Below are 26,033 nucleotides of genomic sequence, written 5' to 3' on the forward strand. Positions count from 1 at the left end.
GCAGATGATTAGATTAAGTATTCGCCTATGGGCCGTCGTCATATTCTCAGTCATAAGCCTTAAAACATTCAGTCTGGAATATCAAGCAACACATACGCACTATTCAACTGCTGAAGGGCTTCCTAGCAATGCCATATCTGACATTGTACAAGATTCTTATGGATATATTTGGATTGGTACATGGAGTGGTCTAACACGCTATGATGGGTTTAATTTCACTAACTATACCACAGGCAAGAATAGTTGCATTCCGCATTTACACAACAGAATTTTAACACTTTCTCCAGACCTAGAAGGTAACATATGGATGCTAATGTATGATCATCGATTGTTTGTTCTGAACAGAAAAACAGATTGCATTCAGTCTGCATTTCTCAATAAACAAGATGGAGCCAATTTAAAATGTACTCATGAACTAACACTAATGGGACAAGATGGCTCTTACTATGCATTTATCCGAGGAAAAGGTATTTACCGTTTTTCTATGCTTGATGGCAAACTTTGTAATGAATTATACAAAATTGCTCATCTTGACATTACCAACATGGTTACTGATAACAATGGCAAATTATGGTTTAGTTCTGATAAAGGTTTGTTTTTGCTAGATTTAAAAACACATACTTTATCCAGACCAAACAACATCAAGGATAATAACATCAGTACCATGTTATTTCATCAAGGAAATATGTTTATTGGCACAAAGAAAGGACAAGTATTGCAATTCGACATTCATAAACCACAAAAGCTTATGAAAGAATACGATATGCATACTAAACTAAATATCACTTCATTATATGTAGACAAGCATGGATTACTATGGTTTACCACTACTGATCCTGGTATTTCGAATTATAATTTTCAAAGTGGCATCATCAAAAATTTCAATCAAGATGTTCCTGCGCCAGAAACTGATGTTAAAGGTGCCAAAATCTTTGAATTTGGTAACACTATGTGGATTAAAATGAATCACGGTGGCTTTGGATATTATGATAGGAACCTAGATCAAATCAACTATTTCCACAATAACCCAGCAAATTCTTGGGACCTTTCCAATACAGTTTCTACCTATAACGTAGTACCTGAAGGTGTATTATGGATTAGTACCATCCGTAGGGGTTTAGAACGACTTGAACTCATACATCGACGTATACACCGCTACTATCTTTTCCCTGGAAATAATGAATATGCAATAAATGAAACCCGAGCTATACTTTGGGACAAAGTAGGAAATCGCCTACTTGTTGGCAACAAAAAAGGTAATATCTACCAGGTTATGGCAGACGGTACTAAAAAACTCATACAATCACTCGGAGGGAGAATTTATGGTATGATGCAAGATCGTAAGGGACGAATTTGGATTTCAAATAAAGACAAAGGTCTCTTCATCTTAGGAAATAATAAACCTATTCTTACAGACAAAACATATACAACTGTTGAAGATCAAGATGGTGTAATTTGGATTGCCTCATATGGACAAGGTATCAAGGCTTATAAAAACGGAAAGTTTCTGCCTATAACGGGTCTATCAAATACCTATGAAAAGGCTAGAACTGTTTGTATGGCAGGAAATGGAGAAATATGGGCAGGAACCTCTGAAGGTATTCTCGTATTTCATAAAGCACATGGCAAATATATAGCAGCCCCACTCCCTGAGACACCAGACATAAATGGCCAGCTCTTCTCTGATGATATTATCGAAATTGCTCGAGACAAGAACAATAATATGTGGATTGCTACAAATGGTGGAGGTTTGGCTAAAGCTAAATATGTACCGGATTCCGCATTTTATCGCTTTGAGGTTTTGTCCGAAAAAAATGGACTACCTAGTAATGAGATTCATAGCATTACCTTTAGCCATTCTGGTGATGTTTGGTTCTCAAGCGATCAAAATATTTGCAGCTACAATCCTGAAAAAGACTTCTTGACCACTTATTCCATATCAGATGGTGTTGGTGAAGTAACTTGTAGTGAAGGGGGAGCTATCACTTTGCCTAATGGTAAAATGATATTTGGAACTCTTAACGGTTACTATTTGGTAGATTGTAATAAATTGGGTACCCCTTCTGGTAGTCAATTGAAATTAGCTATCACAGATTTCTATATCAACGATAAGCTCCAATCTCCTCGATTAACAAATACCTATGATTACTATATACCTGATAGCGGTGTAGTCGAACTGCCATCTCGAACAAGCGTTTTTTCATTTAGATTTGCTTCTTTAAATTATCAGTTACAACATCGTGTACATTATCTCTACAAACTAGAAGGGCATGATAAAGAATGGCATAATGCTCCAGAAGATAGAATGGTAAGCTTTAGTGACATTCCAGTTGGTACTTATAAATTCCGAGTACGCGCAGTATTACCATTTGCTTCTAAAGAACAATATGATGAAAAAGTTATAACAGTAATAGTGCCACCTTATTTTTTAGCATCTTCTATTGCCATTTGGATATATATTATCCTAACACTATCCGCCATCTTCGTCTTTTTCTGGTGGCGTAAGAAAATGGTAAAAGAGAATTTAGCAAAAATGCATATACTCAAAATTGGCCCTGACGAAATTGCTTTTCAACATACAGAAGATTACGATTTTGTCAAAGCTCAACTTGACTGGCTTGAACAGCATTACTCTGAAAGTGGTCTTAAAATAGAAGATATGGTACTACAAAGTCATCTTAGCCGTACCAGCTATTATAACCAGGTAAAGAGTCTTACTGGCCTTAGCCCTAAGGAATTTATCAGTGATTTTAGACTAAAAAAAGCATGTATGTATCTAGAAGGAGATAATTGCACAATTGCAGAAGTCGCATATCGATGCGGATTCAATGATCCTGTATATTTTACTAGAATTTTTAAAAATAAAATCGGAATAACTCCTAGTAAATATCGTGATGAAAAACAAGAAAAGAAATCATCCGATCAAAATGAAACAGGAAAAGAATCTAACTAAGAATAAAAGGTCATTATTATTTGTCTATTTTTCGAAAAAATTATCCAAAAATTCCGTTTTTTTTTAAAAAAAAGCGTACAAAATTTGTAATATAAAAAGATTTTTATTAATTTTGAAATAGAAAACAAAAATAGATTGAAGTTTTACATATAATTCTACTTGAAGCATTTCCCGAAAGTGATTTTAGGAATGTTTCAAAATTCGCTTAAATTTCTTAATTAACACAAATTACCTCTAAGAAAATTTTTTCCTGAACATAAGTTTAGGAAGTAAAATTGAAAAGGATGCGGACCTATATGGGCAAGCATCCTTTTCATTTTATATACATTACCTAAATTATCAAGCAATATAAGTATTTCATAATAGAGCATAAGAATGTTATCAAAGCACTGAATTTTGTCACAACAATAATAGTCGAACTACTGCAGATTTTCTTTACAGTCTGTTAGATTATCTGTAAAATAAACTATCAAGAAATGTAGCCAACAGGAATCGTCACATCACTTGAAAATTTCAAATTTTATCCTATCCATTTGATATTTTGTAATAACCCCCTACCCTCACTTCCAGCAAAAACATAACTGGTGATGAGTAAAAACATACAGCTGAGCAGATAAACACTATGACTTCACTGCATAAACACGATGTTTTTAAGTCAAAAACACTATATTTCTACCATGCATTTATCAAATCAGCGAAGCAATATACTGATTTTCAATCAAATATAGCAAAAAATAGAACTTTCGTTTTGGAGATATTATAGCATGTCCATCATAAATAATCAAACCATGAGACGACTTATGCATCAAAATTCAAATACAACTGACAAACTTAAGCAAAATATAAATAATAAATTGCAAGAATAACAGCAAAAGCTATAATTCCAATTATCGTTTTAAAAAGACATGTTGTAACTTTCTTAACAATCAAAAAGCCAACAACAACGACAAGTAAAGCTACTATATAAAAAGAAAAATTATTCATAATAAAAAAGGATAATTATCATTTTTGTCCATCATGCTACTATTTGAACAGATGACGGAAATTACCAGGAATTGGGGTTTCAAACTCTAATCGTTTATGAGTTACAGGATGCACAAAACATAAAACATAAGCATGAAGGCACAATCTACCAAGTGGATTGTCACCATTGCCATATTTTATATCACCACAAACAGGATGTCCCATATCTGCCGTATGTACACGAATTTGATTTTTTCGTCCCGTTTCCAACTTAAATTCAACTAAACTATGATTTGGAGTTCTATCTAACACACGAAAATGAGTGACAGCATATTTACCACCATTATCAACTGGACTAGAGAAAGTAATATAAGCCCTATTATCTTTCAGCCAATTTGCCACCGTACCTTCATCCTCTCGCATTTCACCAGAAACCACTGCTACATAGCGACGATCATATACAGTATTATGCCAATCTTCCTCAAGTGACAACTCTGTTTTTTTGTCTTTCGCATAAATCATCAAGCCACTTGTATCTCGATCGAGCCTATGAACTACATGAGCTTGGCAATGCTGACGAGTTTCATTAAAATACTGGTCAAGTACAGTCTTACAATTCAGTGAAGAATGTCCAGCCGCCATCGACAAGATACCAGCATTTTTCTCAATAACTACCAAGTATTGATCTTCATAGACAATTTTCATCCACTTACTCTTAAAAGCATTATTACGCTTATTTTTACTGATATGGATTTTCATACCAGGTTTAAGCGGGTAATCAAATTTGGTTATTACCTTTGATCCCACGCGAATGCCATGATTTTGTAGTGTTGCCTTAATTTTACTTTTACTCTCCCCTTTTACATTCTCAAGAAGCCATTCCAAAAGTAAAGCAGGCTTATCAACCGTGTAATGTGCATAGTCGTTAGAACGACCATATTGTGTATAATTCTTCATTTCGGTGCAAAGTTACAAAAAAAAATAGTATCTTTGCACCCAATTATTATATAATAAGGTAAAAACAATAAAATGATAACAGTTACAAATCTTGCAATCCAGTTTGGAAAAAGAGTTCTTTACAAAGATGTAAATCTAAAATTTACACATGGCAACATCTATGGCGTAATCGGTGCAAACGGTGCCGGAAAATCAACTTTACTTCGCGCTATAAGTGGAGAATTAGAGCCAAACAAAGGTACTATAGAGCTCGGACCTGGAGAACGCTTGTCTGTATTGGAACAGGATCACTTTAAATATGATGCATATCGCGTACTCGATACCGTTTTGATGGGTCACGAACCTTTATGGAAGAACATGAAGGAAAGAGAGGAGCTTTATTCAAAAGCTGAAATGACAGAAGAAGATGGAACACGTGCTGCAGAGCTTGAAGAAAAATTTGCAGAGATGAATGGATGGGAAGCAGAAAGTGATGCTGCTCAAATGCTCCAAAATCTTGGTGTCGAAGAAAAATATCATAACATGCAGATGTCTGATCTCAGCAACAACCAGAAAGTTCGTGTTATTCTTGCTAAAGCTCTTTTTGGTAACCCTGAGAATCTTTTGCTAGATGAGCCTACTAACGACCTTGACCTTGATACAGTAGAATGGCTAGAAGACTATCTTGGAAATATAGAACAGACCGTATTGGTAGTAAGTCACGACCGTCACTTTCTTGATGCTGTAAGTACACAGACTGTCGACATCGACTTCGGTAAAGTTACATTATTTGCAGGTAACTACAGTTTCTGGTATGAAAGTAGTCAGTTAGCCTTACGTCAGGCACAAAATCAGAAGTTGAAAGCTGAAGAAAAGAAAAAGCAGCTAGAAGAGTTTATCCGCCGTTTCTCTGCCAATGTTGCCAAAAGTCGTCAGACAACATCTCGTAAAAAAATGTTGTCTAAACTTAATATCGAAGAAATCAAGCCTTCAAGCCGTAAATATCCAGGAATCATATTCCAAATGGATCGCGAACCAGGTAACCAAATTCTACAGGTAGACAATCTGAAAGCAGTAGATGAAGACGGAACGGTTCTCTTTGATCATGTAAACTTTACTGTTGAAAAGGATCAAAAGATAGTATTCCTCAGCCATAATCCTAAAGCTATGACTGCACTTTTTGAAATTATCAACGGTAATCGAAAAGCAGATGCAGGTGAATACAAATGGGGTGTAACTATTACAACAGCTTATCTTCCTGTCGACAATACAAAATTCTTTGATAGCGACAAAAACTTGGTAGAATGGCTCAGTCAATATGGCCCAGGAAACGAAGTTGCTATGAAAGCATACCTAGGAAGAATGTTATTCCGTCAAGAAGAAGTTGAGAAGAAAGTAAATGTTCTTTCCGGAGGTGAAAAGATGAGATGTATGATTGCACGTATGCAACTTCAAAATGCGAACTGTCTTATCCTCGATACTCCTACTAACCACCTTGACTTGGAAAGTATACAAGCTTTCAATAACAACTTGGTATCATTTAAAGGTAATGTTCTTTTCAGTTCTCATGACCACGAATTTATTGAGACTGTGGCTAATCGTATAATTGAATTAACTCCAAATGGTACTATCGACAAAATGATGAGTTACGATGAGTATATCTATGATGAGGATATTAAAGCTCTAAAAACTCAAATGTACAATAATTAATATTGGCATACTATTTGCTTCATAATATACAAAAGAAATTATAATTATGGCAAAAGAAAAGAAAATTAAAGTCGAAGACGGCAACAATAAGCCTGAGGAAGAAATAAAGGATGAAGCCCAGCAGCAGAATCCTGAAACTGACAAAGAGGATAATACTGACAAAAAGGCAGAAGACTCTAATAAAAATGAGGAAACAACTGACAATACTGAAGAAAAGGATCCTCTGGAAGTAGCACAAGCTGAAATAGCTGAACTCAAAGATAAATATTTGCGCTCTGTTGCAGAATTTGATAATTATCGTAAACGCACACTGAAAGAAAAGGCTGAATTAATCCTTAACGGTGGCGAAAAGACTATTTCTGCTATTCTTCCAATTCTTGATGATTTTGAACGTGCTATCGCTGATAAAAACGAAGATGCCAAAGCTATTAAAGAAGGATTTGAACTTATATACAAAAAGTTCAACAAAACTTTAGAAGGTATGGGTGTTAAGAAAATCGAGACTACAGACCAAGATTTCAACACTGAATACCACGAAGCAATAGCTATGGTACCAGGTATGGGTGATGATAAAAAAGGTAAGATTATAGACTGTGTAGAAGCAGGTTATACTCTGAATGATAAAGTGATTCGTCATGCCAAAGTTGCAGTTGGTCAGTAATTTTCAAGAAAAAAATATTCTAAAGAATAAATGGCACAGAAAAGAGATTACTACGAAGTATTAGGTGTTGACAGAAATGCTTCGCAAGATGAAATCAAGAAAGCCTATAGAAAAATAGCCATCAAGTATCATCCTGATCGTAATCCAGGAAATGCTGAAGCTGAAGAAAAATTCAAAGAAGCAGCAGAAGCTTATGGCGTACTTCAAGATGAAGAAAAACGTCGTCAATATGATCAGTTCGGATTTGATGGTCCGCAGGCTGGTGGCTTTGGAGGTGCTGGCATGGATATGTCGGATATCTTCTCTATGTTTGGCGATATTTTCGGTGGTGGTGGCTTTGGTGGCTTTGGAGGCAGAAGCCAAGGTCATACCCAAGCACGATTCCGCGGTTCTGATCTCAGATTAAAAGTAAAACTATCATTAAGTGAGATTCAAACAGGTGTAACCAAAAAATTCAAACTTCGTAAAGATATTACTTGTGAACATTGTCACGGTACAGGTGCTGAAGGAGGATCTCAACCAGAGACATGTCCAACTTGTCATGGTAGTGGTGTTACTGTAAAGACTGTTCGTACAATGTTGGGAATGATGCAAACACAAGCAGAATGCCCTACTTGTCATGGAGAAGGAACCGTTATTACTCATAAATGCTCTGCCTGTCACGGAGAAGGAGTCGTAAAAGGTGAAGAAGTTGTCGAAATCAAGATTCCTGCAGGCGTGTCACAAGGCATGGTAGTCAATGTTCCTGGTAAAGGTAATGCAGGAAAACATAATGGCGTACCTGGAAATATCCAAGTATTCATCGAGGAAGAACCAAACGATGTATTTGTACGTGATGGAAATGATGTCATTTACAATTTGTTATTAGATTTTCCAACTGCAGCACTAGGAGGCGAAGCTAAAATTCCAACTATTGACAACAAAACTGTTACCATAAATATAGAACCTGGTACTCAACCAGGCAAGACTCTACGCCTTAGAGGAAAAGGTCTACCTGCTGTACAAGGCTACGGGAATGGAACTGGTGATTTAGTTGTGAATATAAGTGTATTCGTTCCAAAGACATTAACAAAAGAAGAACGTAAAGCTATTGAAGATCTTCGCGATAGCGAAAATTTTAAGGGAGATCATTCTACCAAACAGACTATCTTCCAAAAATTCAGAAATTATTTCAATTAATTGATTAATAGGAACCCACGAATCATAAAAGGTTCGTGGGTTTATTATAAAAACACTATGAACTATCTTGAAACCGTAGAATACCTATTTAATAGTACCCCTGTCTTCGAAAAAATTGGAGCCGGTGCCTATAAAGAAGGATTATCTAACACTCATCTTTTAGATGAACACTTTGGACATCCACATCAAAACTTTAAGACAATCCATATAGCAGGAACAAATGGAAAAGGTTCATGTTCTCATACTCTAGCATCAATTCTTCAAGAACAAGGATATCGAGTAGGATTATATACATCTCCACATCTTATAGATTTTAGGGAGAGAATTCGTATTAATGGTCAATGTATATCCGAAGACTATGTAATAAACTTTGTTGCAGAACATTCTAATTTCTTTGAACCATTACATCCTTCTTTTTTCGAATTGACAACAGCTATGGCATTCAAATACTTTGCCGATCAAAAAGTTGATATAGCTGTTATTGAAGTAGGCTTAGGCGGCAGACTAGATTGTACTAATATTATTACCCCTATATTGAGTATTATTACAAATATCAGCAAAGACCATACGCAATTTTTAGGGAACACTCTAGCTCAAATCGCTACAGAAAAAGCTGGAATTATAAAAAAATCCACACCTGTAGTCATCGGAGAAAGCATTCCTGAAACAAAAACTGTATTTGAAAATATAGCAAAAGAAAAGAATGCACCTATCATATTTTCAGAAGATAACATACAATTTGATGATTATAATTTTCCTATAAATGGGGGGATAGACTATATCACCAAGGACTACGGGAGTATTCATAGTGAACTATCAGGAGCATATCAGATCAAGAATACAAACACCATTCTCAACGCAATTCATATTTTAGAAGATCAAGGCCTTATAAAGAACAAATCAGCTATTAATAGTGGATTTGCTAAAGTCTGTAAAAATACAGGACTCATGGGTAGATGGCAAGAACTCCAAAAAAAGCCATTAACTATTTGTGACACAGGACATAATCCTGGAGGATGGCAATATCTTAGCACACAAATTAAGAACCAAAAAAACAAAGTCAAACGTATTGTATTTGGCATGGTAGACGACAAAGACGTTGACACCGTCATGGAAATGCTACCTCAAGAAGCTATTTACTATTGGACTCAATGCAGCTCACACCGAGCTATTCCTGTAGAAAAGTTAGCAAAGATAGCCAAAACTCACCATTTATCAGGTAAATGCTACCCTAGTGTAGTACAAGCATATAACTCAGTCCTAGAAGATGCTGATAACGAAGATTTCATTTTCATAGGCGGTAGTAGCTACGTAGTTGCTGACTTACTCTGTTACTTACAACAGAAAAAATAAGGTGAATACCAATTGATTCTTTTTAAAACTTTGAATCAATTGGTATTCATTTTTTATCACTAAAAATTTGGAAGAACCACTATTTTTTCGTTACTTTGCAAGAAACAATCAATTTAATAGAGTCTAACAAACTTAATTATAGCGACTAAAAACTTATAAATATTATGAGCATTACAGAAAATGAAACAATCTGTGGTCTGAAGTACCAAGACTTCCAGACCACTATTCATGGCAAAAAAACAGATCTTTATATCTTGAAAAACAGCAAAGGCCATGCTGTTGCAGTTACAAACTTCGGCGGTGCCATCGTTGCAATTATGGTCCCTGATAGAAATGGTAATCTAGCTAATGTTATTCAAGGTCACGACAACATACAAGATGTCGTAAATTCACCAGAAGGTTATCTTTCAAGACTTATCGGCCGCTTCGGTAATCGTATATGTAAGGGAAAATTCACATTAAATGGCAAAGAATATCAGCTTGCAACTAATGATGGCCCTAATCATCTTCATGGAGGTAACAAAGGTTATAATGTACGTGTATGGGATGCACATCCTATGGGTGAACAAAGTGTAGCTCTTAACCTTGTAAGTGCATATGGAGAAGAAGGTTTTACTGGTGAAGTTAAAATCACAGTAGAATACACATTCACAGACAATGACGAACTCATTATCGAGTATTTAGCAACAACTAACAAGAAGACCATCATCAACTTAACCAATCATGGTTTCTTCTCACTTCAAGGAATCGCTAATCCTACACCTACTATTGATAATCAGCTTTGTGAAATTAATGCGGATTTTTATCTTCCAATTGACAACACAAGCATTCCTACTGGAGAAATTAGAAAAGTAGAAGGAACACCATTCGATTTCCGTACACCAAAAGCCTTTGGTGTAGACATTAATGCTGATAATGAGCAAATAAAAAACGGCAGCGGTTTCGACCACAACTATGTGCTTAACAAAAAAGAAGAAGGCGAATTAAGTTTCGCAGCTAGAATTACAGATCCAGGAAGTGGAAGAACCATGGAAGTATATACTACAGAACCAGGCTTGCAGCTCTACACTGGTAATTTCTTGGCAGGCATTAAAGGGCAACATGGTGCAACCTTCCCACGCCGATCTGCTGTTTGCCTTGAAGCTCAACATTTCCCAGATACTCCAAATAGACCATATTTCCCATCTGTAGTACTTAAACCTGGTGAAAGATACAAACAAAAAACAATCTATAAATTTGGTGTTGTAGAATAAATATCCTAAAACCATGATAGCCCCCCACCATTAATATAAATGGAGAGGGGTTAACATTGTCTTGTAGAAGACCTAATTACTACCAATAATAAAAATAAAATTAATTATAATGTCAAACTCACAACAAAAGAACGGAAGTATCATTGCCATCATAACAATGTTCTTCCTTTATGCAATGATATCCTTTGTAACCAATCTCGGTGCTCCTATTGGCGTCATTTGGAAAAATCAACCTGAAATTGGAGGTAGCAACGTATTAGGTATCATGGGCAACTTCATGAACTTTTTTGCTTATCTCTTTATGGGTATACCTGCTGGTAAAATGCTTACAAATCTAGGCTACAAGCGTTCTGCACTTATTGGTATAGCCGTAGGATTCATTGGTGTTCTTATCCAATTCTGCTCAGGACTTAGTTCTGGTATTCCAGGCTTTTGTATTTACCTTTTTGGAGCCTTTGTATCTGGTTTTTCTGTATGCATTCTCAATACAGTTGTAAATCCAATGCTTAACTTACTTGGTGGTGGCGGTAACCGTGGAAACCAATTGAACCTGATTGGCGGTACTCTAAACTCATTATCAGGAACCATGACACCTATGCTTGTTGGTGCACTTATTGGAACTGTAACATCAGCCACCAAAATGGCAGATGTTAACCTTGTAATGTATATAGCCATGACTGTTTTTGCATGTGCATTCATTATCCTTCTCTTTATACCTATTCAAGATCCAGAAATGGGTAAAGTTACAGCCGAAACAAAATTCGAACACTCACCATGGAGTTTCCGCCACTGTACTTTGGGTGTTATTGCAATTTTCGTTTACGTGGGAGTTGAAGTTGGTATACCAGGTGGCCTTAACTTTTATCTCAGTGATCAAACTGTAAATGGTGCTTGGGTAAATCCCGAATCAGTAACTAATGCAGCCACAATTGGAGGAGCTGTTGCTGCAATGTATTGGCTACTCATGCTTATTGGACGTTTTATTGCAGGTTTCATCGCAGGTAAAGTTTCTTCTCGCACATTGATGCTTTGCACTACTGCTACAGCTATGGTTCTTATTCTTGCTGCAATTTTTACTCCAAAATCAATTACTGTAAATATGCCTATCTTCGATATCATGAAAAGTGAACTCAACTTCGTCATGGTACCTATGAGCGCACTTCTTTTGGTCTTGGTAGGTCTTTGCACTTCTGTTATGTGGGCCTCAATTTTTAATCTAGCTACTGAAGGACTTGGAAAATACACAGCACAAGCATCTGGCATCTTCATGATGATGGTTGTTGGTGGTGGTGTTATCCCAGTAATTCAGAATTTCTTTGCTGATAAAATTGGATACATGCCAAGTTACTTCGTATATCTTGCAGCAGTAGCTTATATGTTCTACTATGCACTTGTTGGTTGCAAAAATGTAAATAAAAATATTCCTGTAGATTAAAACTAGTCAATAAGAAAATAAAAATACAAATTTAACCTAAAAACTATGGATATAGAAATTGTAAGAAGTCGTTTCATCAAACACTTTGACGGAAAAACTGGTAACATTTATATGAGTCCAGGTCGTATCAACCTTATTGGTGAACACACCGATTATAATGGTGGTTTCGTATTTCCTGGCGCAGTAGATAAAGGTATCATGGCTGAGGTCAGACCAAATGATACAGATACAGTAATGCTCTATTCTATAGATTTGAAAGATCGAGTAGAATTTAAAGTAAATGATCCTGAAGGTCCAAAAGCTACATGGGCACGATATATTTATGGTATTGTACAGGAAATGAAGAAGTTAGGCGTTGATGTTAAAGGATTTAACGCTGCCTTTTATGGTGATGTACCTCTCGGAGCTGGTATGAGTTCGTCAGCAGCATTAGAGAGTTGTTTCGCTTTTGCATTAAGTGACCTTTTCGCTGGCGGTAAAATCTCTAAATGGGACTTAGCACTTGCCGGTCAGGCTACAGAGCATAAATATATTGGTGTAAACTGCGGTATCATGGATCAGTTTGCAAGTGTATTTGGTCAAGAAGGCAAATTAATCCGCTTGGATTGTAGAAGCAGAGAATATGCATATTATCCTTTCAATCCTCAAGGCTATAAACTTGTTTTACTTGACTCTAAAGTAAAACACGAACTAAAAGGTTCTCCATATAATGATCGACGTAACAGTTGCGAAAATGTAGTAAAACATATAGCAGCTAAACATCCTGAAGCTAAATTTGAAACCCTTCGTGACTGTACTTGGGAACAACTTGAGGAAGTTCGTCAAGAAGTAGGTGAAGAGGATTACACAAGAGCACACTTCGTTCTAGGCGAAAAAGACCGTGTTTTAGCTGTATGTGATGCTCTTGAAAAGGGTGATTACGAAACAGTAGGACAAAAAATGTTTGAAACACATTATGGACTTAGCAAAGAGTATGAAGTTAGTTGTGAAGAACTAGACTTCTTAAATGATATTGCAAAAGAAAATGGTGTAACAGGAAGCCGTATCATGGGTGGAGGATTTGGTGGTTGTACCATCAATCTCGTTAAAGATGATATCTATGATACTTTCATTGCTGATGCGAAGAAACGATTCAACGAGAAATATGGACACGAGCCAGCTGTCATCGATGTTATCATCTCCGAAGGTTCACACAAAGTTTGCTAAATCATATATCTAAACATACAAAGCCTGCAGTCTATTTGATTGCGGGCTTTTTTGCTTAAAAGTGTTAAAAAGACACTTCGTAAATAAAATAATAGACTAGAACAGATACAACTTAGCCACAAAAGTGCTAATTTTACACCCATAATTTATAATAACACCTAATAACCCATTAAGGAATATGAAAAACTTGAATAAAAAAATCATGGGTATCGGAATGACCTCATTAGTATTGTTGTCATGTACTGGTACCAGACCAGGAAGCATAACTGCATCTGGCCTTAATCCCGAAGATTTCGATTCAACCATTAACGGTAAACGTACACAACTTATTCAATTAGCCAATCACAGCGGCATGGAAGTTTGTCTTACCAATTATGGTGGACGAGTTGTTAGCATCACCGTCCCTGACAAAAATGGTGATCCAACAGATGTTGTTTGTTGTTATGACAATATACATCAATTCGCAGACACACTAAACTCTCCATCAGATTATGGAAGTTCGGTCGGTAGATATGCAAACCGTATCAAAGATGCAAAAATTATTGTATCAGGCAAAGAATATAAATTACGCCCGAATGATAATGGAAATTGTCTTCATGGCGGAGGAAACACTGGCTGGATCAATAAAGTATATGACATCGTTGAGAAAACTGATTCTTCAGTTACATTTGCTATTACATCACCAGATGGAGATAATGGTTTCCCAGGAACTGTAAAAGCAACAGCCACTTATATTGTCAGAAATAATAACTCCCTTGACATCACTTTTAAAGCAACTACCGACAAAGAAACTGTGATTAATATGACAAATCACAACTACTTCAATCTTAATGGTGATCCTTCTAAAGAAGGCACAAACCAAGTGATGTACATTAATGCAGATAAATTTACCCCTTCAGATAGCCTATATATCCCAACAGGTGAAATCAAGGATGTAACAGGTACCCCTATGGATTTCCGTAAGGCACACGCCATTAGCGAAACAATAGTGGACACCACCTACGATCAGATAAAAAATGCTACAGGATACGATCATAACTGGTGTTTGAATACATTTAAGAATGGCAAAGGCAACTTAAAAGAAGTTGCAGCCAGCTTATACTCTCCTATTACTGGTATTAAGCTAGAAGTATTCACAAATGAACCAGGTATTCAAGTATACACCGGCAACTTCCAAGGAACAGGAATTACTTGCAAGAAAGGTATTAAATATCCAAAACACGTAAGTGTATGCTTTGAAAGTCAAAAGTATCCTGATTCTCCTACCAAGATTGTTAACAAAACACCAGGATGGGAAATTTCAAATCCATTCTTAAAACCTGGTCAAAAATATGAGTCACACTTAATCTATAAATTCTCTGTCAATAAATAACCTAAAAGAAAAAACAAATGAATAACATTTCAGAAGCATTAGCTTCATCTGGATTTAAACCGATTGATTTTATAATCTTGGTCATCTACTTATGTCTTCTTGTAGGCTTAGGATTATTTTTAAGCCGCAACAAAGACGGAAAAGAAAAAACTGCAAACGATTACTTTCTTGCAGGTAACACTTTAACTTGGTGGGCCGTTGGTGCATCACTTATTGCCGCAAATATTTCTGCAGAACAGTTTATTGGCATGTCTGGAACTGGCTATGCTGATGGTATTGCAATTGCAGCATACGAGGTAATGGCAGCCGTAACATTGGTAGTAATCGGAAAATTTCTATTACCAGTAATGTTAGATCGAAAGATCTTTACCATTCCTCAATTCCTTCGTGAACGTTATAATGACGGCGTAGGTTTAGCATTCTCTATTCTTTGGCTATTCCTCTATGTTTTCGTGAATCTCACCTCTGTTGCATGGTTAGGAGCATTAGCAATAGAACAGATTTTAGGTCTTCAGGGAATTTCTGTAGAAGTCATGGGCATGACTATTTCCGTTCGTATGATCATTATTCTATTTCTCTTTATCATCGCTGGAGTCTATTCTATCTATGGAGGTCTTGCATCCGTTGCATGGACAGACGTTATGCAGGTAACATTCCTCGTTGGTGGTGGTCTCATTACCGCATATATAGCATTAAAGGAAATGGGTATTGCTCTTGGTACAGATACTTTGAGCGCATTCTCACAAATGTACCATGATCTTACAACAGGTACACACATCAATGATACACACTTCCATCTTATAATTCAAGAAAGCCATAACGGCTCAGCATTTGCGAATGTACCTGGTATCGCAGCAGTAGTCGGTGGTGTGTGGTTGACTAACTTAGGTTACTGGGGATTCAATCAGTACATTATTCAGAAAGGACTTGCTGCTAAGAATATCGAAGAGGCTAAGAAAGGCTTGGTTTTTGCAGGATTTCTCAAAATTCTGATTCCATTCATTGTAGTTATACCTGGTATATGCGCATACTATATCCTTAAGGGTAACCCTGATGCATTTACAGCCATGAGTCTACATGGAAAAGTTAATGTTTCTGATGACGCTTACCCATGGTTGATTAGAAACTTTACTCCAACAGGTATTAAGGGTCTTAGCTTTGCCGCATTAGCAGCTGCTATCATATCTTCTCTTGCTTCTATGTTTAACTCGACATCTACCCTATTCACTATGGATATTTACAAAAAATATATCAATAAAGAAGCAAGTGATAAGACTCTCGTAAACGTAGGTCGTACAGTTTCTATTTGTGCACTCGTTATTGCAGCCGTTGCTGTAAAACCACTTCTTGGAGGATTAGATCAAGCCTTCCAATATATTCAGGAATATTCCGGTTTCATCTATCCTGGTATTATCACCGTATTTGGACTTGGTCTACTTTGGAAACGTGCTTCATCTAAAGCCGCTATTTGGACAGCCGTGTTAACAATCCCTATGGGTGTTCTCTTTAAAGTTACCCTTCCTCAAGTAGCATTTCAACTTCGCGCGGGTTATGTTTTCATGATTTTGGTTACCTTCTTCTTCCTTGTATCATACTTTGATAATAAGTATGTCAGTGTAGAACTTCCAAGCGAAGATGATCAAGCAAAGATGAAAATGTGGGCAAAAGTTCTCGGTGGCATTGGTTTGCTAATGATTATCGCTGCAGCAATTGTAACAATCGGTGGAGCTCTTAATCCTAATGCAGATCCAAACAACAACCTCCTCGCTTATCTCAATGACATTGGTTTCCAGGCATTCTTCTTCTTTGGTGTATTAGTTGGCCAATGTGCAATATGGCTTAACAGTAATGCTAAAGACAAAGTTAAAGATGTAAAGGCATTGGATGTTAATCTGAGCTTATTTGCTACTTCACGTAGTTATACTTATGGAACTATCGGCATTGTAGCTATCACATTCCTACTTTATGCTTTACTCTGGTAATCTACATCTATTCTGTTCTAGAGCGCACACGACAGTGGCGCTCTAGAATTATATAATCATGTTAAACATAAAACAAAAAAAATGACAAACTATTATAGCGAGCACGCCAAAGTCCTAGTCAGCGTAGACTGTATTGTTTTCGGATTTGAAGAAGACAAGCTTAAAGTTCTGATTGGAAAAAGACTTATGGACCCAGGAAGAGGAGAATGGTCACTCTATGGAGGTTTTGTTGGACCTAATGAAAGTTTGGATGAAGCAGCAAACCGAGTGCTCTTTTCACTTACAGGACTAAAAAAACTCTATATGAAACAAGTCGGGGCCTACGGCAAAATCGATCGCGACCCAGGAGAGCGAGTTATCTCTATTGCATATTGCGCTCTAATTAATGTAAAAGACTATGACGATGACTTGCGAGAACAACATGGTTTGGAATGGGTAAGTATACAAGATATGCCTTCCTTATATTCTGACCATAAAGAAATGGTAAGAGATGCTCTGAAGCTCTGCAGACGCAGAATCAATACAGAACCTTTGAGTTTTAATCTTCTTCCAGAACTCTTTACTCTAACGCAACTCCAACATGTATATGAAGCCGTTTTAGGGAAAGAGATAGATAAGCGCAATTTCAGAAAGAAAATAAAAGAAATCGACTTCATAGAGAAGACCGAATTAATAGATAAAATTACATCAAAGCGAGGTGCCGCCTTGTACCGCTTTAATAAAAGAGTATATGAGGACGACCCTAACTTTAAACTATAAATCATCATGCTAGAAGAATTAAAAGAAAAAGTTTTTAAAGCCAATCTTGACCTGGTAAAACATAACTTAGTTATCTTTACTTGGGGAAATGTATCAGGCATTGATCGCGAAAAAGGATTAGTTGTTATTAAGCCTTCAGGCGTAAGTTACGATAAAATGAAAGCTTCTGATATGGTCGTTGTAGACCTTAAAACGGGAAATGTCGTTGAAGGTGATTTAAATCCTTCTTCTGATACGCCTACCCACTTGGTTTTATATCGCAACTTCCCAGAGATAGGAGGTGTTGTACATACACATTCTACGTATGCTACCGCTTGGGCTCAAGCTGGTATAGCCCTTCCTAACATTGGTACAACTCATGCAGACTATTTCCACGATTGCATACCTTGTACTGACGATATGACAAAGGACATGATGGATGAATATGAATATAACACCGGTGTTGTTATAGTTAACAAATTCAAGAAAGACAATATCAACCCTGTTCATACTCCAGCGGTTTTGGTAAAGAATCATGGTCCTTTTACATGGGGTAAAGATGCAGATGAAGCTGTATATCATGCTGTTGTTACAGAACAGGTAGCAAAAATGGCTTCTATTTCATTTATGGTGAACCCAAAAACAACAATGAATCCATTATTGGTAGAAAAACATTTCAGCCGTAAACATGGACCAAATGCCTATTATGGTCAAATTAAAAAACAAAAATAATTAAACAATCAACAATACTTAAAACAAAAAAAATGATTAAAGCATTTGAGAATTTCGAAGTTTGGTTTGTAACAGGTGCTCAGCTTCTTTACGGAGGCGATGCTGTTGTACAGGTCGACAGTCACTCTAAAGAAATGGTAGAAGGACTTAACAGCACTGGTATTCTTCCAATCAAAGTTGTATATAAAGGCACAGCAAATAGTTCAAAAGAAGTTGCAGACATTATGAGTCGCGCTAACGTGGATGAAAAATGCGTTGGTGTTATCTGTTGGATGCATACATTCTCTCCTGCTAAGATGTGGATTAAAGGTATGCAAATTCTTCGTAAACCTCTACTTCATCTTCATACACAATATAATAAGACCATTCCGTACGACACTATGGACATGGATTTCATGAATTTGAATCAGAGTGCACATGGAGATCGTGAATTTGCTCATATTCTATCACGCCTACGTAAGCCTCGCAAAACTGTCATCGGTTACTGGAAAGACGAGAAGACTGTGAACCACATTGCAGTTTGGGAGCGTGTCTGTGCTGGTGTCGCTGATGCCCAAGACTGTTTAATACTTCGTTTTGGCGACCAGATGAACAATGTTGCAGTTACAGATGGTGATAAAGTTGCTTTCGAACAAGTATTGGGATATCATGTAGATTACTGTCCGTTCTCAAGCGTTATGCCTTTCTTTGATAAGATCAAAGATGAAGATGTAACAGCATTAGTTCATGACGTATATTTCAAGGAATATGTAGTTGCTGACGAACTTAAAGATACCGCTTCTGAAGGCTACAAGAAAATTTGGAATGCTGCCAAAGCAGAACTTACTCTCCGTGCTGTACTCGAAGCATACGGAGCCAAAGGTTTCACCACAAACTTTGATGACCTCGGCGACTACAATGTAGAAGAGACAGGCAAAGGATTCGATCAAATTCCTGGTTTAGCATCACAGCGTTTGATGCATGATGGCTATGGTTTTGGTGCTGAGGGAGACTGGAAGGATGCATGTTTATATCGCACAACATGGTTTATGAGCCAAGGACTCGAAGGTGGAACATCATTCCTAGAAGATTATACCTTAAATTTTGATGGTGAAAACTCATCTGTTTTGGAATCTCACATGCTTGAAGTTTGCCCAGATATTTCTGAGGAGAAGCCACGTCTTGAAGTTCACCATCTAGCTATCGGATACCGCCATACACAAACAGCTCGTCTTGTATTTACAACAAAACAGGGTCACGGTATTACTGCGACTGTAGTAGATATGGGTAACCGATTTAGACTCATTGCCAATGATGTTAACTTGATTAAGAGTAAGCCACTTCCAAAACTTCCTGTAGCAAGTGCTCTTTGGATTCCAGAACCAAGTTTCGAGGTTGGTGTTGGATGCTGGATGAATGCCGGCGGTACACATCACTCATGTTTTAGCTTCTCACTAACAGATGAATATTGGCGTGATTTTGCTGAAATTGCTGACATGGAAGCATGTATCATTAATAAGGATACCGACTATGAACAGTTCCGCAAAGAACTACGTTGGAACGAGATGTATTACATGCTGAATAAAGCTCTTCGTTAAATATATATGATAGATATCTCTCAGTAATGAGAGATATCTATTAAATCATTATAAACTATTCATATACCTTATATAATATGGACGCTAAATCAACTATCGAATCAGGAAAAGCCATTTTGGGTATTGAGTTTGGATCTACTCGCATCAAGGCTATTCTGATCGATGAAGATAATACCCCAATTGCTCAAGGTAGCCATACCTGGGAAAATCAGCTAGTAGATGGCCTTTGGACCTATAGTATTGATACCATATGGAATGGTCTACAAGATTGCTATGCTAACCTTCGTTCTGATGTCAACACAAAATATGGTGTAGAAATCAAGAAATTAGGCGCAATCGGTTTCAGTGCTATGATGCACGGCTATATGGCATTTAATGCTAAAGAAGAAATACTAGTACCTTTCCGTACATGGAGAAATACAAATACAAGTCAAGCTGCCGCAGAACTTTCAAAATTGTTTAATTTTAATATTCCTCTTCGGTGGAGTATTTCTCACCTCTATCAAGCTATTTTAAATGGTGAGGAACATGTAAAAGATATCAACTATATCACCACTCTTGCAGGATATATTCACTGGCAAGTTACAGGACAAAAAGTCTTAGGTATAGGCGACGCTTCTGGTATGCTTCCTATTGACCCTAAGACTAAGAACTACGATGCCAAAATGGTTGAAGAGTTCGATAAACTTATCACGCCTAAAGGATTTAGTTGGAAATTGTCAGATATTCTCCCGACCGTTTTAAATGCAGGTGAAAATGCAGGTATACTAACTGCTGAAGGTGCAAAGAAACTAGATATCTCTGGTAATCTACAAGCAGGAATTCCTGTTTGCCCACCAGAAGGAGATGCTGGTACGGGTATGGTTGCAACCAACTCTGTCAAACAACGTACAGGTAATGTATCTGCAGGAACATCTTCTTTCTCAATGATTGTATTGGAAAAGAATTTGTCTAAACCTTACGAGATGATAGATATTGTAACAACTCCAGATGGAAGTCCTGTCGCTATGGTACATTGTAACAACTGTACATCTGAAATTAATGCATGGGTCAATATCTTTAAACAATATCAAGAGCTCATGGGATTCCCTGTTAATATGAACGAAATATACACCAAGCTGTTTAATGCCGCACTAGAAGGCCAAGCTGACTGTGGTGGGTTAATTTCATATAACTACGTATCAGGTGAACCTGTAACAGGACTAGCAGATGGTCGTCCTTTGTTTGTCCGCGCAGCAAATGATAAATTCGACCTTGCAAATTTTATGCGTACTCAGCTCTATGCCGCTATCGGCGTTCTAAAAATAGGAAACGACATTCTCTTCAAAGAAGAAAAAATCAATGTTGATAGAATAACTGGGCACGGCGGCTATTTTACCACAAAAGGTGTTGGCCAACGCTTCTTAGCAGCTGCCTTAAATTCCCCTATCTCTGTTATGGAAACAGCTGGAGAAGGTGGAGCTTGGGGTATTGCCCTACTCGCTTCTTATCTAATAAATAAGAGTTCAAATCAGGAATTATCTGATTACCTTGAAACAAAAGTATTTGCAGGCAATACTGGTATTGAAATTAAACCAACCAAAGAAGATGTTGAAGGTTTCAATGCATATATCGAACAATATAAAAAAGGATTAGCTATTGAAAAAGCTGCTGTAGAATACAAAGTTGCAAAATAAATAAAAACCTTATAGCGTACCCAAAACGCTATAAGGTTACTTGAAAATAACCTATTATAATGAAAAAGACTCTAACAATTTTAGCAGTTACTGCTATTACTACTATTCCAACTATAGCTCAAGATGCAACGGCTACGATTCATGTAAACAAAGGTACAAATAAGATCTACAAAGAAATCTATGGACAGTTTGCAGAGCACTTAGGCTCTTGTATCTATGGAGGTTTATGGGTCGGTACTAATTCTCAAATTCCTAACACCCAAGGCTATCGCACTGACGTTCTTAAAGCCCTTAAAGATTTAAAGGTACCTGTTCTTCGCTGGCCTGGTGGATGCTTTGCGGATGAATATCACTGGACTGACGGTATTGGACCACGAGAGCAACGCCCTAAAATGCAGAACAATAACTGGGGTGGAACTATAGAAGATAATTCTTTCGGAACACATGAATTTTTAAACCTTTGCGAACTCTTAGGTACAGAACCATACATTAGTGGTAATGTAGGTAGCGGTACCGTAGAGGAACTAGCAAAATGGGTAGAATATATGACTAGTGATGGTGATACTCCTATGGCTAATCTCCGTCGAAAGAATGGACGAGAAAAATCATGGAATGTAAAATTCCTAGGTGTCGGTAACGAAAGTTGGGGATGTGGTGGATCCATGCGTCCAGAATATTATGCCGATCTATATCGCCGTTACTCTACCTATTGTCGCAATTATGATGGACACAATCTCTATAAAATTGCCTCTGGAGCTAGCGATTACGATTACAACTGGACAAAAGTTCTTATGAACCAGATTGGAAACCATATGAATGGTATATCACTGCACTATTATACAGTAAAAGACTGGAGTGATCATAAAGGTTCTGCACTCAAATTTGATGATCAAGACTATTACACCACTATAGGTAAATGTCTACAAATAGAAGATGTCATCAAAAAGCATGAAACCATCATGGATCAGAAAGATCCTAATAAAAAGATAGGACTTCTTGTTGATGAATGGGGAACATGGTGGGACGAAGAACCAGGTACAATTAGAGGTCACCTCTATCAACAAAATTCTATGCGAGATGCTATGGTTGCAGCATTGTCTTTAAACGTTTTCCAGCGTCACACAGATCGTATAAGAATGGCTAACATTGCACAGGTCGTAAATGTTTTACAGAGTATGATTCTTACTGATACAAAAGGAACAGGTCATATGGTATTAACACCAACCTATCACGTTTTCCGTATGTATAAAGGTTTCCAAGAAGCCACTTATCTCCCTATGGATGTAAAGTGTGATTCTATGGATGTAAAAGGTGGAAAAATGCACAAAATGGTAGATGGTAAAATACCTGCTATTTCTATTTCTGCTGCAAAAAAGACAGATGGTGGTATTATCATTTCTCTGGCCAATACTAATCTTGAAAAGAATCAAACAGTAGAAATTAACTTGGATGGAGCTGCTGCAAAAAATATAACAGGAGAAATTCTTACTTCTAAGAATATTCAAGACTATAATGACTTTGAACACCCTGAAGTGGTAAAACCTGTAGCATTCAAAAGTATTAAAGCTAAGAAAAATACCATTACAGCAAAAATTCCATCTAAATCAATTGTAGTATTAAATATAAATTAGTATATTTGCAATACGCTCATAAAGCATATTTGCATAAATCCTTAAATTAAAAATGAACGAAATTAAAGTTATGAATCATGCAGCTGACAATATCCGTATTTTGGCTGCTTCTATGGTAGAGAAAGCTAACTCTGGTCACCCTGGAGGTGCAATGGGAGGTGCTGACTTTATCAATGTTCTCTTCTCTGAATACTTAGTATTCGACCCAACTGATCCTTCTTGGACAGGTCGCGACCGTTTCTTCCTAGATCCAGGTCACATGAGTCCTATGCTGTATTCTGCTTTAGCACTACAAGGTAAATTTACACTTGATGAGATTGCTCAGTTCCGTCAGTGGGGTTCTCCATGTCCTGGTCATCCAGAATTAGACGTAAACCGTGGTATCGAGAATTCATCAGGTCCATTAGGACAAGGACATGCTATGGCTGCAGGTGCTGCAGTAGCAGAGAAATTCCTTGAGGCTCGCCTTGGTAAGACCATGATGCAGCATAACATTTTCTGCTACATCAGTGATGGTGCTGTTGAAGAGGAAATTTCACAGGGTGTAGGTCGCTTAGCTGGTACTTTAGGCCTCGATAACTTCGTGATGTTCTATGATTCTAACGATATTCAGCTTTCTACCGAAACCAAAGATGTTATGGCAGAAGATACAGCTGCAAAATACAAGGCATGGAACTGGAATGTTATTACTATTAATGGTAATGATGTTGAGCAGATTCGCAAAGCACTTGACGCAGCAATCGCTGAAAGCGAACGTCCAACCCTTATCATCGGTAAAACTGTTATGGGTAAAGGTGCCCTCAAAGCAGATGGTTCAAGCTACGAACACAATGTAAAGACTCATGGTGCACCTCTTGGCGGTGATGCATATATCAACACCATTAAAAATCTAGGTGGTGATCCAACTAATCCATTCGTTATTTTTGATGACGTTAAGGAACTTTACGCTAAGCGTTCTGAAGAATTGAAGAAAATTGTTGCTGAGCGCAAAGCTGCAGAAGCAGAATGGGCTAAAGCAAACCCAGAATTGAAAGCTAAGATGGATGTATGGTTCAGTGGTAAAGCTCCACAAATAGATTGGAGCAAAGTTCAGCAGAAGGCTGGATCTGCTACCCGAGCTGCATCATCTGCATGTTTGAGCGAGCTGGCAAAACAAGTTCCTAATATGATCTGTGCATCTGCAGACCTAAGTAACTCTGACAAGACTGATGGTTTCTTGAAAGAGACCCATAGCCTGAAAAAGGGTGATTTCAGTGGTGCTTTCTTCCAGGCAGGTGTTAGCGAGTTGACCATGGCTGATATGTGTATCGGTATGATGCTCCATGGTGGTGTTATTGCTGCAATGGGTACTTTCTTTGTATTCTCTGATTATATGAAACCAGCTGTTCGTGTGGCTGCTTTGATGGGTACTCCAGTTAAATTTATTTGGACTCACGATGCATTCCGCGTTGGTGAAGATGGACCTACCCATGAACCGGTTGAACAGGAAGCTCAGATTCGTTTGATGGAGAAATTAAAGAATCACAAGGGTCAAGATAGCGTACGAGTATTCCGTCCTGCTGATGCTGATGAGACAACTGTTTGCTGGCAAATGGCTATGGAGAATACAGACACTCCTACTGCTTTGATTTTCTCTCGACAGAATATTGCTAAGTTACCAGAAGGTAACGATTATCAGAATGCACGTAAGGGTGCTTATGTAGTAGCTGGTAGCGATGAGAATTGTGATGTTATTCTCGTAGCTTCAGGATCAGAAGTTTCTACACTTGAAGCTGGTACTGAGTTACTCCGTAAAGATGGCATCAAAGTACGTATCGTCAGTGCTCCATCTGAAGGTTTGTTCCGCAATCAGTCTAAGGAATATCAAGAGAGCGTTTTACCTAAAAATGCAAAAATCTTTGGTATGACAGCAGGTCTTCCTGTAACTCTTGAAGGCCTTGTAGGTGCTAATGGAAAAGTATTTGGTATGGAGAGCTTTGGTTTCTCTGCTCCATATACTGTGCTCGATGAAAAATTGGGATTCACTGCAGAGAATGTCTATAATCAGGTTAAGGCATTCTTAGCTGAAAAATAATTTTTATTAACCAAAGGGGCGTCCACTTCATGCGGACACCCCTTTAAAAATGCAATACATATGGAAGTCAAGACAGTAGGAGTTGCTAGCGATCACGCTGGTTATCCATTAAAGGAATTCGTGTTACAGTATCTTGAGAAAAAAGGATACCCTGTAAAGGATTACGGAACTTATAGTGATCAAAGTGTTGATTATCCTGACTTTGGCCATGCTCTTGCAGAAGGCATAGAGAGTGGAGAAGTTTATCCAGGCATTGGTATTTGTGGTAGCGGTGAAGGTATGGCTATTACACTGAACAAGCACCAGGGTGTACGCGCTGGACTTGTTTGGAACAAAGAAATCGCACAGCTTATTCGTCAGCACAACGATGCTAATGTTTTGGTACTACCAGGACGCTTCATTGATAACAAGACAGCTGAGGCTATTATGGACGAATTCTTCACAGCTTCTTTTGAAGGTGGCCGCCACGAAAGAAGAGTTAGTAAGATTGCCATAAAATAATTAGCAACTTTCTATTTCAATATAAAAAAAGAATATTCAAGAAATTTGAATATTCTTTTTTTATATAAAACAACATATCATTATGTACAGGTACATTACAA

18 protein-coding genes are annotated in these 26,033 nt (G+C 37.4%); 17 read left to right on the plus strand and 1 reads right to left on the minus strand.

Annotated features, from left to right (window positions below; all coding sequences use genetic code 11):
* Positions 1–4: 4 nt before the first annotated feature.
* On the plus strand, positions 5–2,953 hold the full coding sequence (locus L6469_RS04935; RefSeq protein WP_039870948.1) for a two-component regulator propeller domain-containing protein: 2,949 nt from the start codon (positions 5–7) through the stop codon (positions 2,951–2,953).
* A 1,023-nt stretch (positions 2,954–3,976) separates the two neighbouring features.
* On the opposite strand, the gene L6469_RS04940 is transcribed toward L6469_RS04935, so the two are convergent.
* The gene (locus L6469_RS04940; RefSeq protein ID WP_006283163.1) at positions 3,977–4,873 is read right to left on the minus strand and encodes an RluA family pseudouridine synthase; all 897 of its coding nucleotides are present in this window, start codon (positions 4,871–4,873) and stop codon (positions 3,977–3,979) included.
* Between the two features lie 72 nt (positions 4,874–4,945).
* Between L6469_RS04940 and L6469_RS04945 the strand changes: the two genes are divergently transcribed.
* The 16 genes from L6469_RS04945 (at position 4,946) to rpiB (ending at position 25,932) form a co-directional block, all read left to right on the plus strand.
* The gene (locus tag L6469_RS04945; protein ID WP_006283162.1) at positions 4,946–6,562 is read left to right on the plus strand and encodes an ABC-F family ATP-binding cassette domain-containing protein; all 1,617 of its coding nucleotides are present in this window, start codon (positions 4,946–4,948) and stop codon (positions 6,560–6,562) included.
* Between the two features lie 43 nt (positions 6,563–6,605).
* Complete coding sequence (locus L6469_RS04950; protein WP_371262731.1) at positions 6,606–7,223, plus strand: nucleotide exchange factor GrpE; 618 nt, start codon at positions 6,606–6,608, stop codon at positions 7,221–7,223.
* Between the two features lie 30 nt (positions 7,224–7,253).
* On the plus strand, positions 7,254–8,402 hold the full coding sequence (gene dnaJ / locus L6469_RS04955) for a molecular chaperone DnaJ (protein WP_006283160.1): 1,149 nt from the start codon (positions 7,254–7,256) through the stop codon (positions 8,400–8,402).
* A gap of 57 nt (positions 8,403–8,459) precedes the next feature.
* Complete coding sequence (locus tag L6469_RS04960; protein ID WP_006283159.1) at positions 8,460–9,755, plus strand: bifunctional folylpolyglutamate synthase/dihydrofolate synthase; 1,296 nt, start codon at positions 8,460–8,462, stop codon at positions 9,753–9,755.
* Positions 9,756–9,919: 164 nt separating this feature from the next.
* A complete protein-coding gene (locus L6469_RS04965) occupies positions 9,920–11,008 on the plus strand; it encodes an aldose epimerase family protein (RefSeq protein WP_006283158.1) in 1,089 nt (362 codons plus the stop codon).
* Between the two features lie 109 nt (positions 11,009–11,117).
* Positions 11,118–12,443 (plus strand): MFS transporter, encoded by a 1,326-nt coding sequence (locus tag L6469_RS04970; RefSeq protein WP_006283157.1) that lies wholly within the window; start codon positions 11,118–11,120, stop codon positions 12,441–12,443.
* Positions 12,444–12,488: 45 nt separating this feature from the next.
* A complete protein-coding gene (galK, locus tag L6469_RS04975; RefSeq protein WP_006283156.1) occupies positions 12,489–13,649 on the plus strand; it encodes a galactokinase in 1,161 nt (386 codons plus the stop codon).
* Between the two features lie 214 nt (positions 13,650–13,863).
* Complete coding sequence (locus L6469_RS04980; RefSeq protein ID WP_371262730.1) at positions 13,864–15,021, plus strand: aldose epimerase family protein; 1,158 nt, start codon at positions 13,864–13,866, stop codon at positions 15,019–15,021.
* Between the two features lie 17 nt (positions 15,022–15,038).
* Entirely contained in the window at positions 15,039–17,003 is a 1,965-nt protein-coding gene (locus L6469_RS04985; protein WP_006283154.1) for a sodium:solute symporter family transporter, read from the plus strand.
* A gap of 81 nt (positions 17,004–17,084) precedes the next feature.
* Complete coding sequence (locus tag L6469_RS04990; RefSeq protein ID WP_006283153.1) at positions 17,085–17,762, plus strand: NUDIX hydrolase; 678 nt, start codon at positions 17,085–17,087, stop codon at positions 17,760–17,762.
* 6 nt (positions 17,763–17,768) lie between these two features.
* Positions 17,769–18,473 (plus strand): L-ribulose-5-phosphate 4-epimerase, encoded by a 705-nt coding sequence (locus tag L6469_RS04995; RefSeq protein ID WP_006283152.1) that lies wholly within the window; start codon positions 17,769–17,771, stop codon positions 18,471–18,473.
* Between the two features lie 32 nt (positions 18,474–18,505).
* On the plus strand, positions 18,506–20,050 hold the full coding sequence (araA, locus tag L6469_RS05000) for an L-arabinose isomerase (RefSeq protein WP_006283151.1): 1,545 nt from the start codon (positions 18,506–18,508) through the stop codon (positions 20,048–20,050).
* Positions 20,051–20,127: 77 nt separating this feature from the next.
* Entirely contained in the window at positions 20,128–21,726 is a 1,599-nt protein-coding gene (locus L6469_RS05005) for a xylulokinase (protein WP_006283150.1), read from the plus strand.
* Between the two features lie 59 nt (positions 21,727–21,785).
* Positions 21,786–23,357: an alpha-N-arabinofuranosidase gene (locus tag L6469_RS05010; protein ID WP_006283149.1), complete on the plus strand. Its 1,572-nt coding sequence runs from the start codon at positions 21,786–21,788 to the stop codon at positions 23,355–23,357.
* A gap of 52 nt (positions 23,358–23,409) precedes the next feature.
* Positions 23,410–25,431 (plus strand): transketolase family protein, encoded by a 2,022-nt coding sequence (locus L6469_RS05015; protein WP_027452877.1) that lies wholly within the window; start codon positions 23,410–23,412, stop codon positions 25,429–25,431.
* Positions 25,432–25,491: 60 nt separating this feature from the next.
* Entirely contained in the window at positions 25,492–25,932 is a 441-nt protein-coding gene (rpiB, locus tag L6469_RS05020) for a ribose 5-phosphate isomerase B (RefSeq protein WP_006283147.1), read from the plus strand.
* Positions 25,933–26,033: the final 101 nt, after the last annotated feature.

This window comes from Segatella baroniae B14, assembly GCF_022024235.1.
GTDB lineage: Bacteria > Bacteroidota > Bacteroidia > Bacteroidales > Bacteroidaceae > Prevotella > Prevotella bryantii.

What these genes read in the sequence shown, in the direction of transcription:
- L6469_RS04935 (WP_039870948.1), top strand. Translation starts at nt 5, where the DNA reads ATGATTAGATTAAGTATTCGCCTATGGGCCGTCGTCATATTCTCAGTC.
- L6469_RS04940 (WP_006283163.1), bottom strand. Translation starts at nt 4,873, where the DNA reads ATGAAGAATTATACACAATATGGTCGTTCTAACGACTATGCACATTAC.
- L6469_RS04945 (WP_006283162.1), top strand. Translation starts at nt 4,946, where the DNA reads ATGATAACAGTTACAAATCTTGCAATCCAGTTTGGAAAAAGAGTTCTT.
- dnaJ (WP_006283160.1), top strand. Translation starts at nt 7,254, where the DNA reads ATGGCACAGAAAAGAGATTACTACGAAGTATTAGGTGTTGACAGAAAT.
- L6469_RS04960 (WP_006283159.1), top strand. Translation starts at nt 8,460, where the DNA reads ATGAACTATCTTGAAACCGTAGAATACCTATTTAATAGTACCCCTGTC.
- L6469_RS04965 (WP_006283158.1), top strand. Translation starts at nt 9,920, where the DNA reads ATGAGCATTACAGAAAATGAAACAATCTGTGGTCTGAAGTACCAAGAC.
- L6469_RS04970 (WP_006283157.1), top strand. Translation starts at nt 11,118, where the DNA reads ATGTCAAACTCACAACAAAAGAACGGAAGTATCATTGCCATCATAACA.
- galK (WP_006283156.1), top strand. Translation starts at nt 12,489, where the DNA reads ATGGATATAGAAATTGTAAGAAGTCGTTTCATCAAACACTTTGACGGA.
- L6469_RS04980 (WP_371262730.1), top strand. Translation starts at nt 13,864, where the DNA reads ATGACCTCATTAGTATTGTTGTCATGTACTGGTACCAGACCAGGAAGC.
- L6469_RS04985 (WP_006283154.1), top strand. Translation starts at nt 15,039, where the DNA reads ATGAATAACATTTCAGAAGCATTAGCTTCATCTGGATTTAAACCGATT.
- L6469_RS04990 (WP_006283153.1), top strand. Translation starts at nt 17,085, where the DNA reads ATGACAAACTATTATAGCGAGCACGCCAAAGTCCTAGTCAGCGTAGAC.
- L6469_RS04995 (WP_006283152.1), top strand. Translation starts at nt 17,769, where the DNA reads ATGCTAGAAGAATTAAAAGAAAAAGTTTTTAAAGCCAATCTTGACCTG.
- araA (WP_006283151.1), top strand. Translation starts at nt 18,506, where the DNA reads ATGATTAAAGCATTTGAGAATTTCGAAGTTTGGTTTGTAACAGGTGCT.
- L6469_RS05005 (WP_006283150.1), top strand. Translation starts at nt 20,128, where the DNA reads ATGGACGCTAAATCAACTATCGAATCAGGAAAAGCCATTTTGGGTATT.
- L6469_RS05010 (WP_006283149.1), top strand. Translation starts at nt 21,786, where the DNA reads ATGAAAAAGACTCTAACAATTTTAGCAGTTACTGCTATTACTACTATT.
- L6469_RS05015 (WP_027452877.1), top strand. Translation starts at nt 23,410, where the DNA reads ATGAACGAAATTAAAGTTATGAATCATGCAGCTGACAATATCCGTATT.
- rpiB (WP_006283147.1), top strand. Translation starts at nt 25,492, where the DNA reads ATGGAAGTCAAGACAGTAGGAGTTGCTAGCGATCACGCTGGTTATCCA.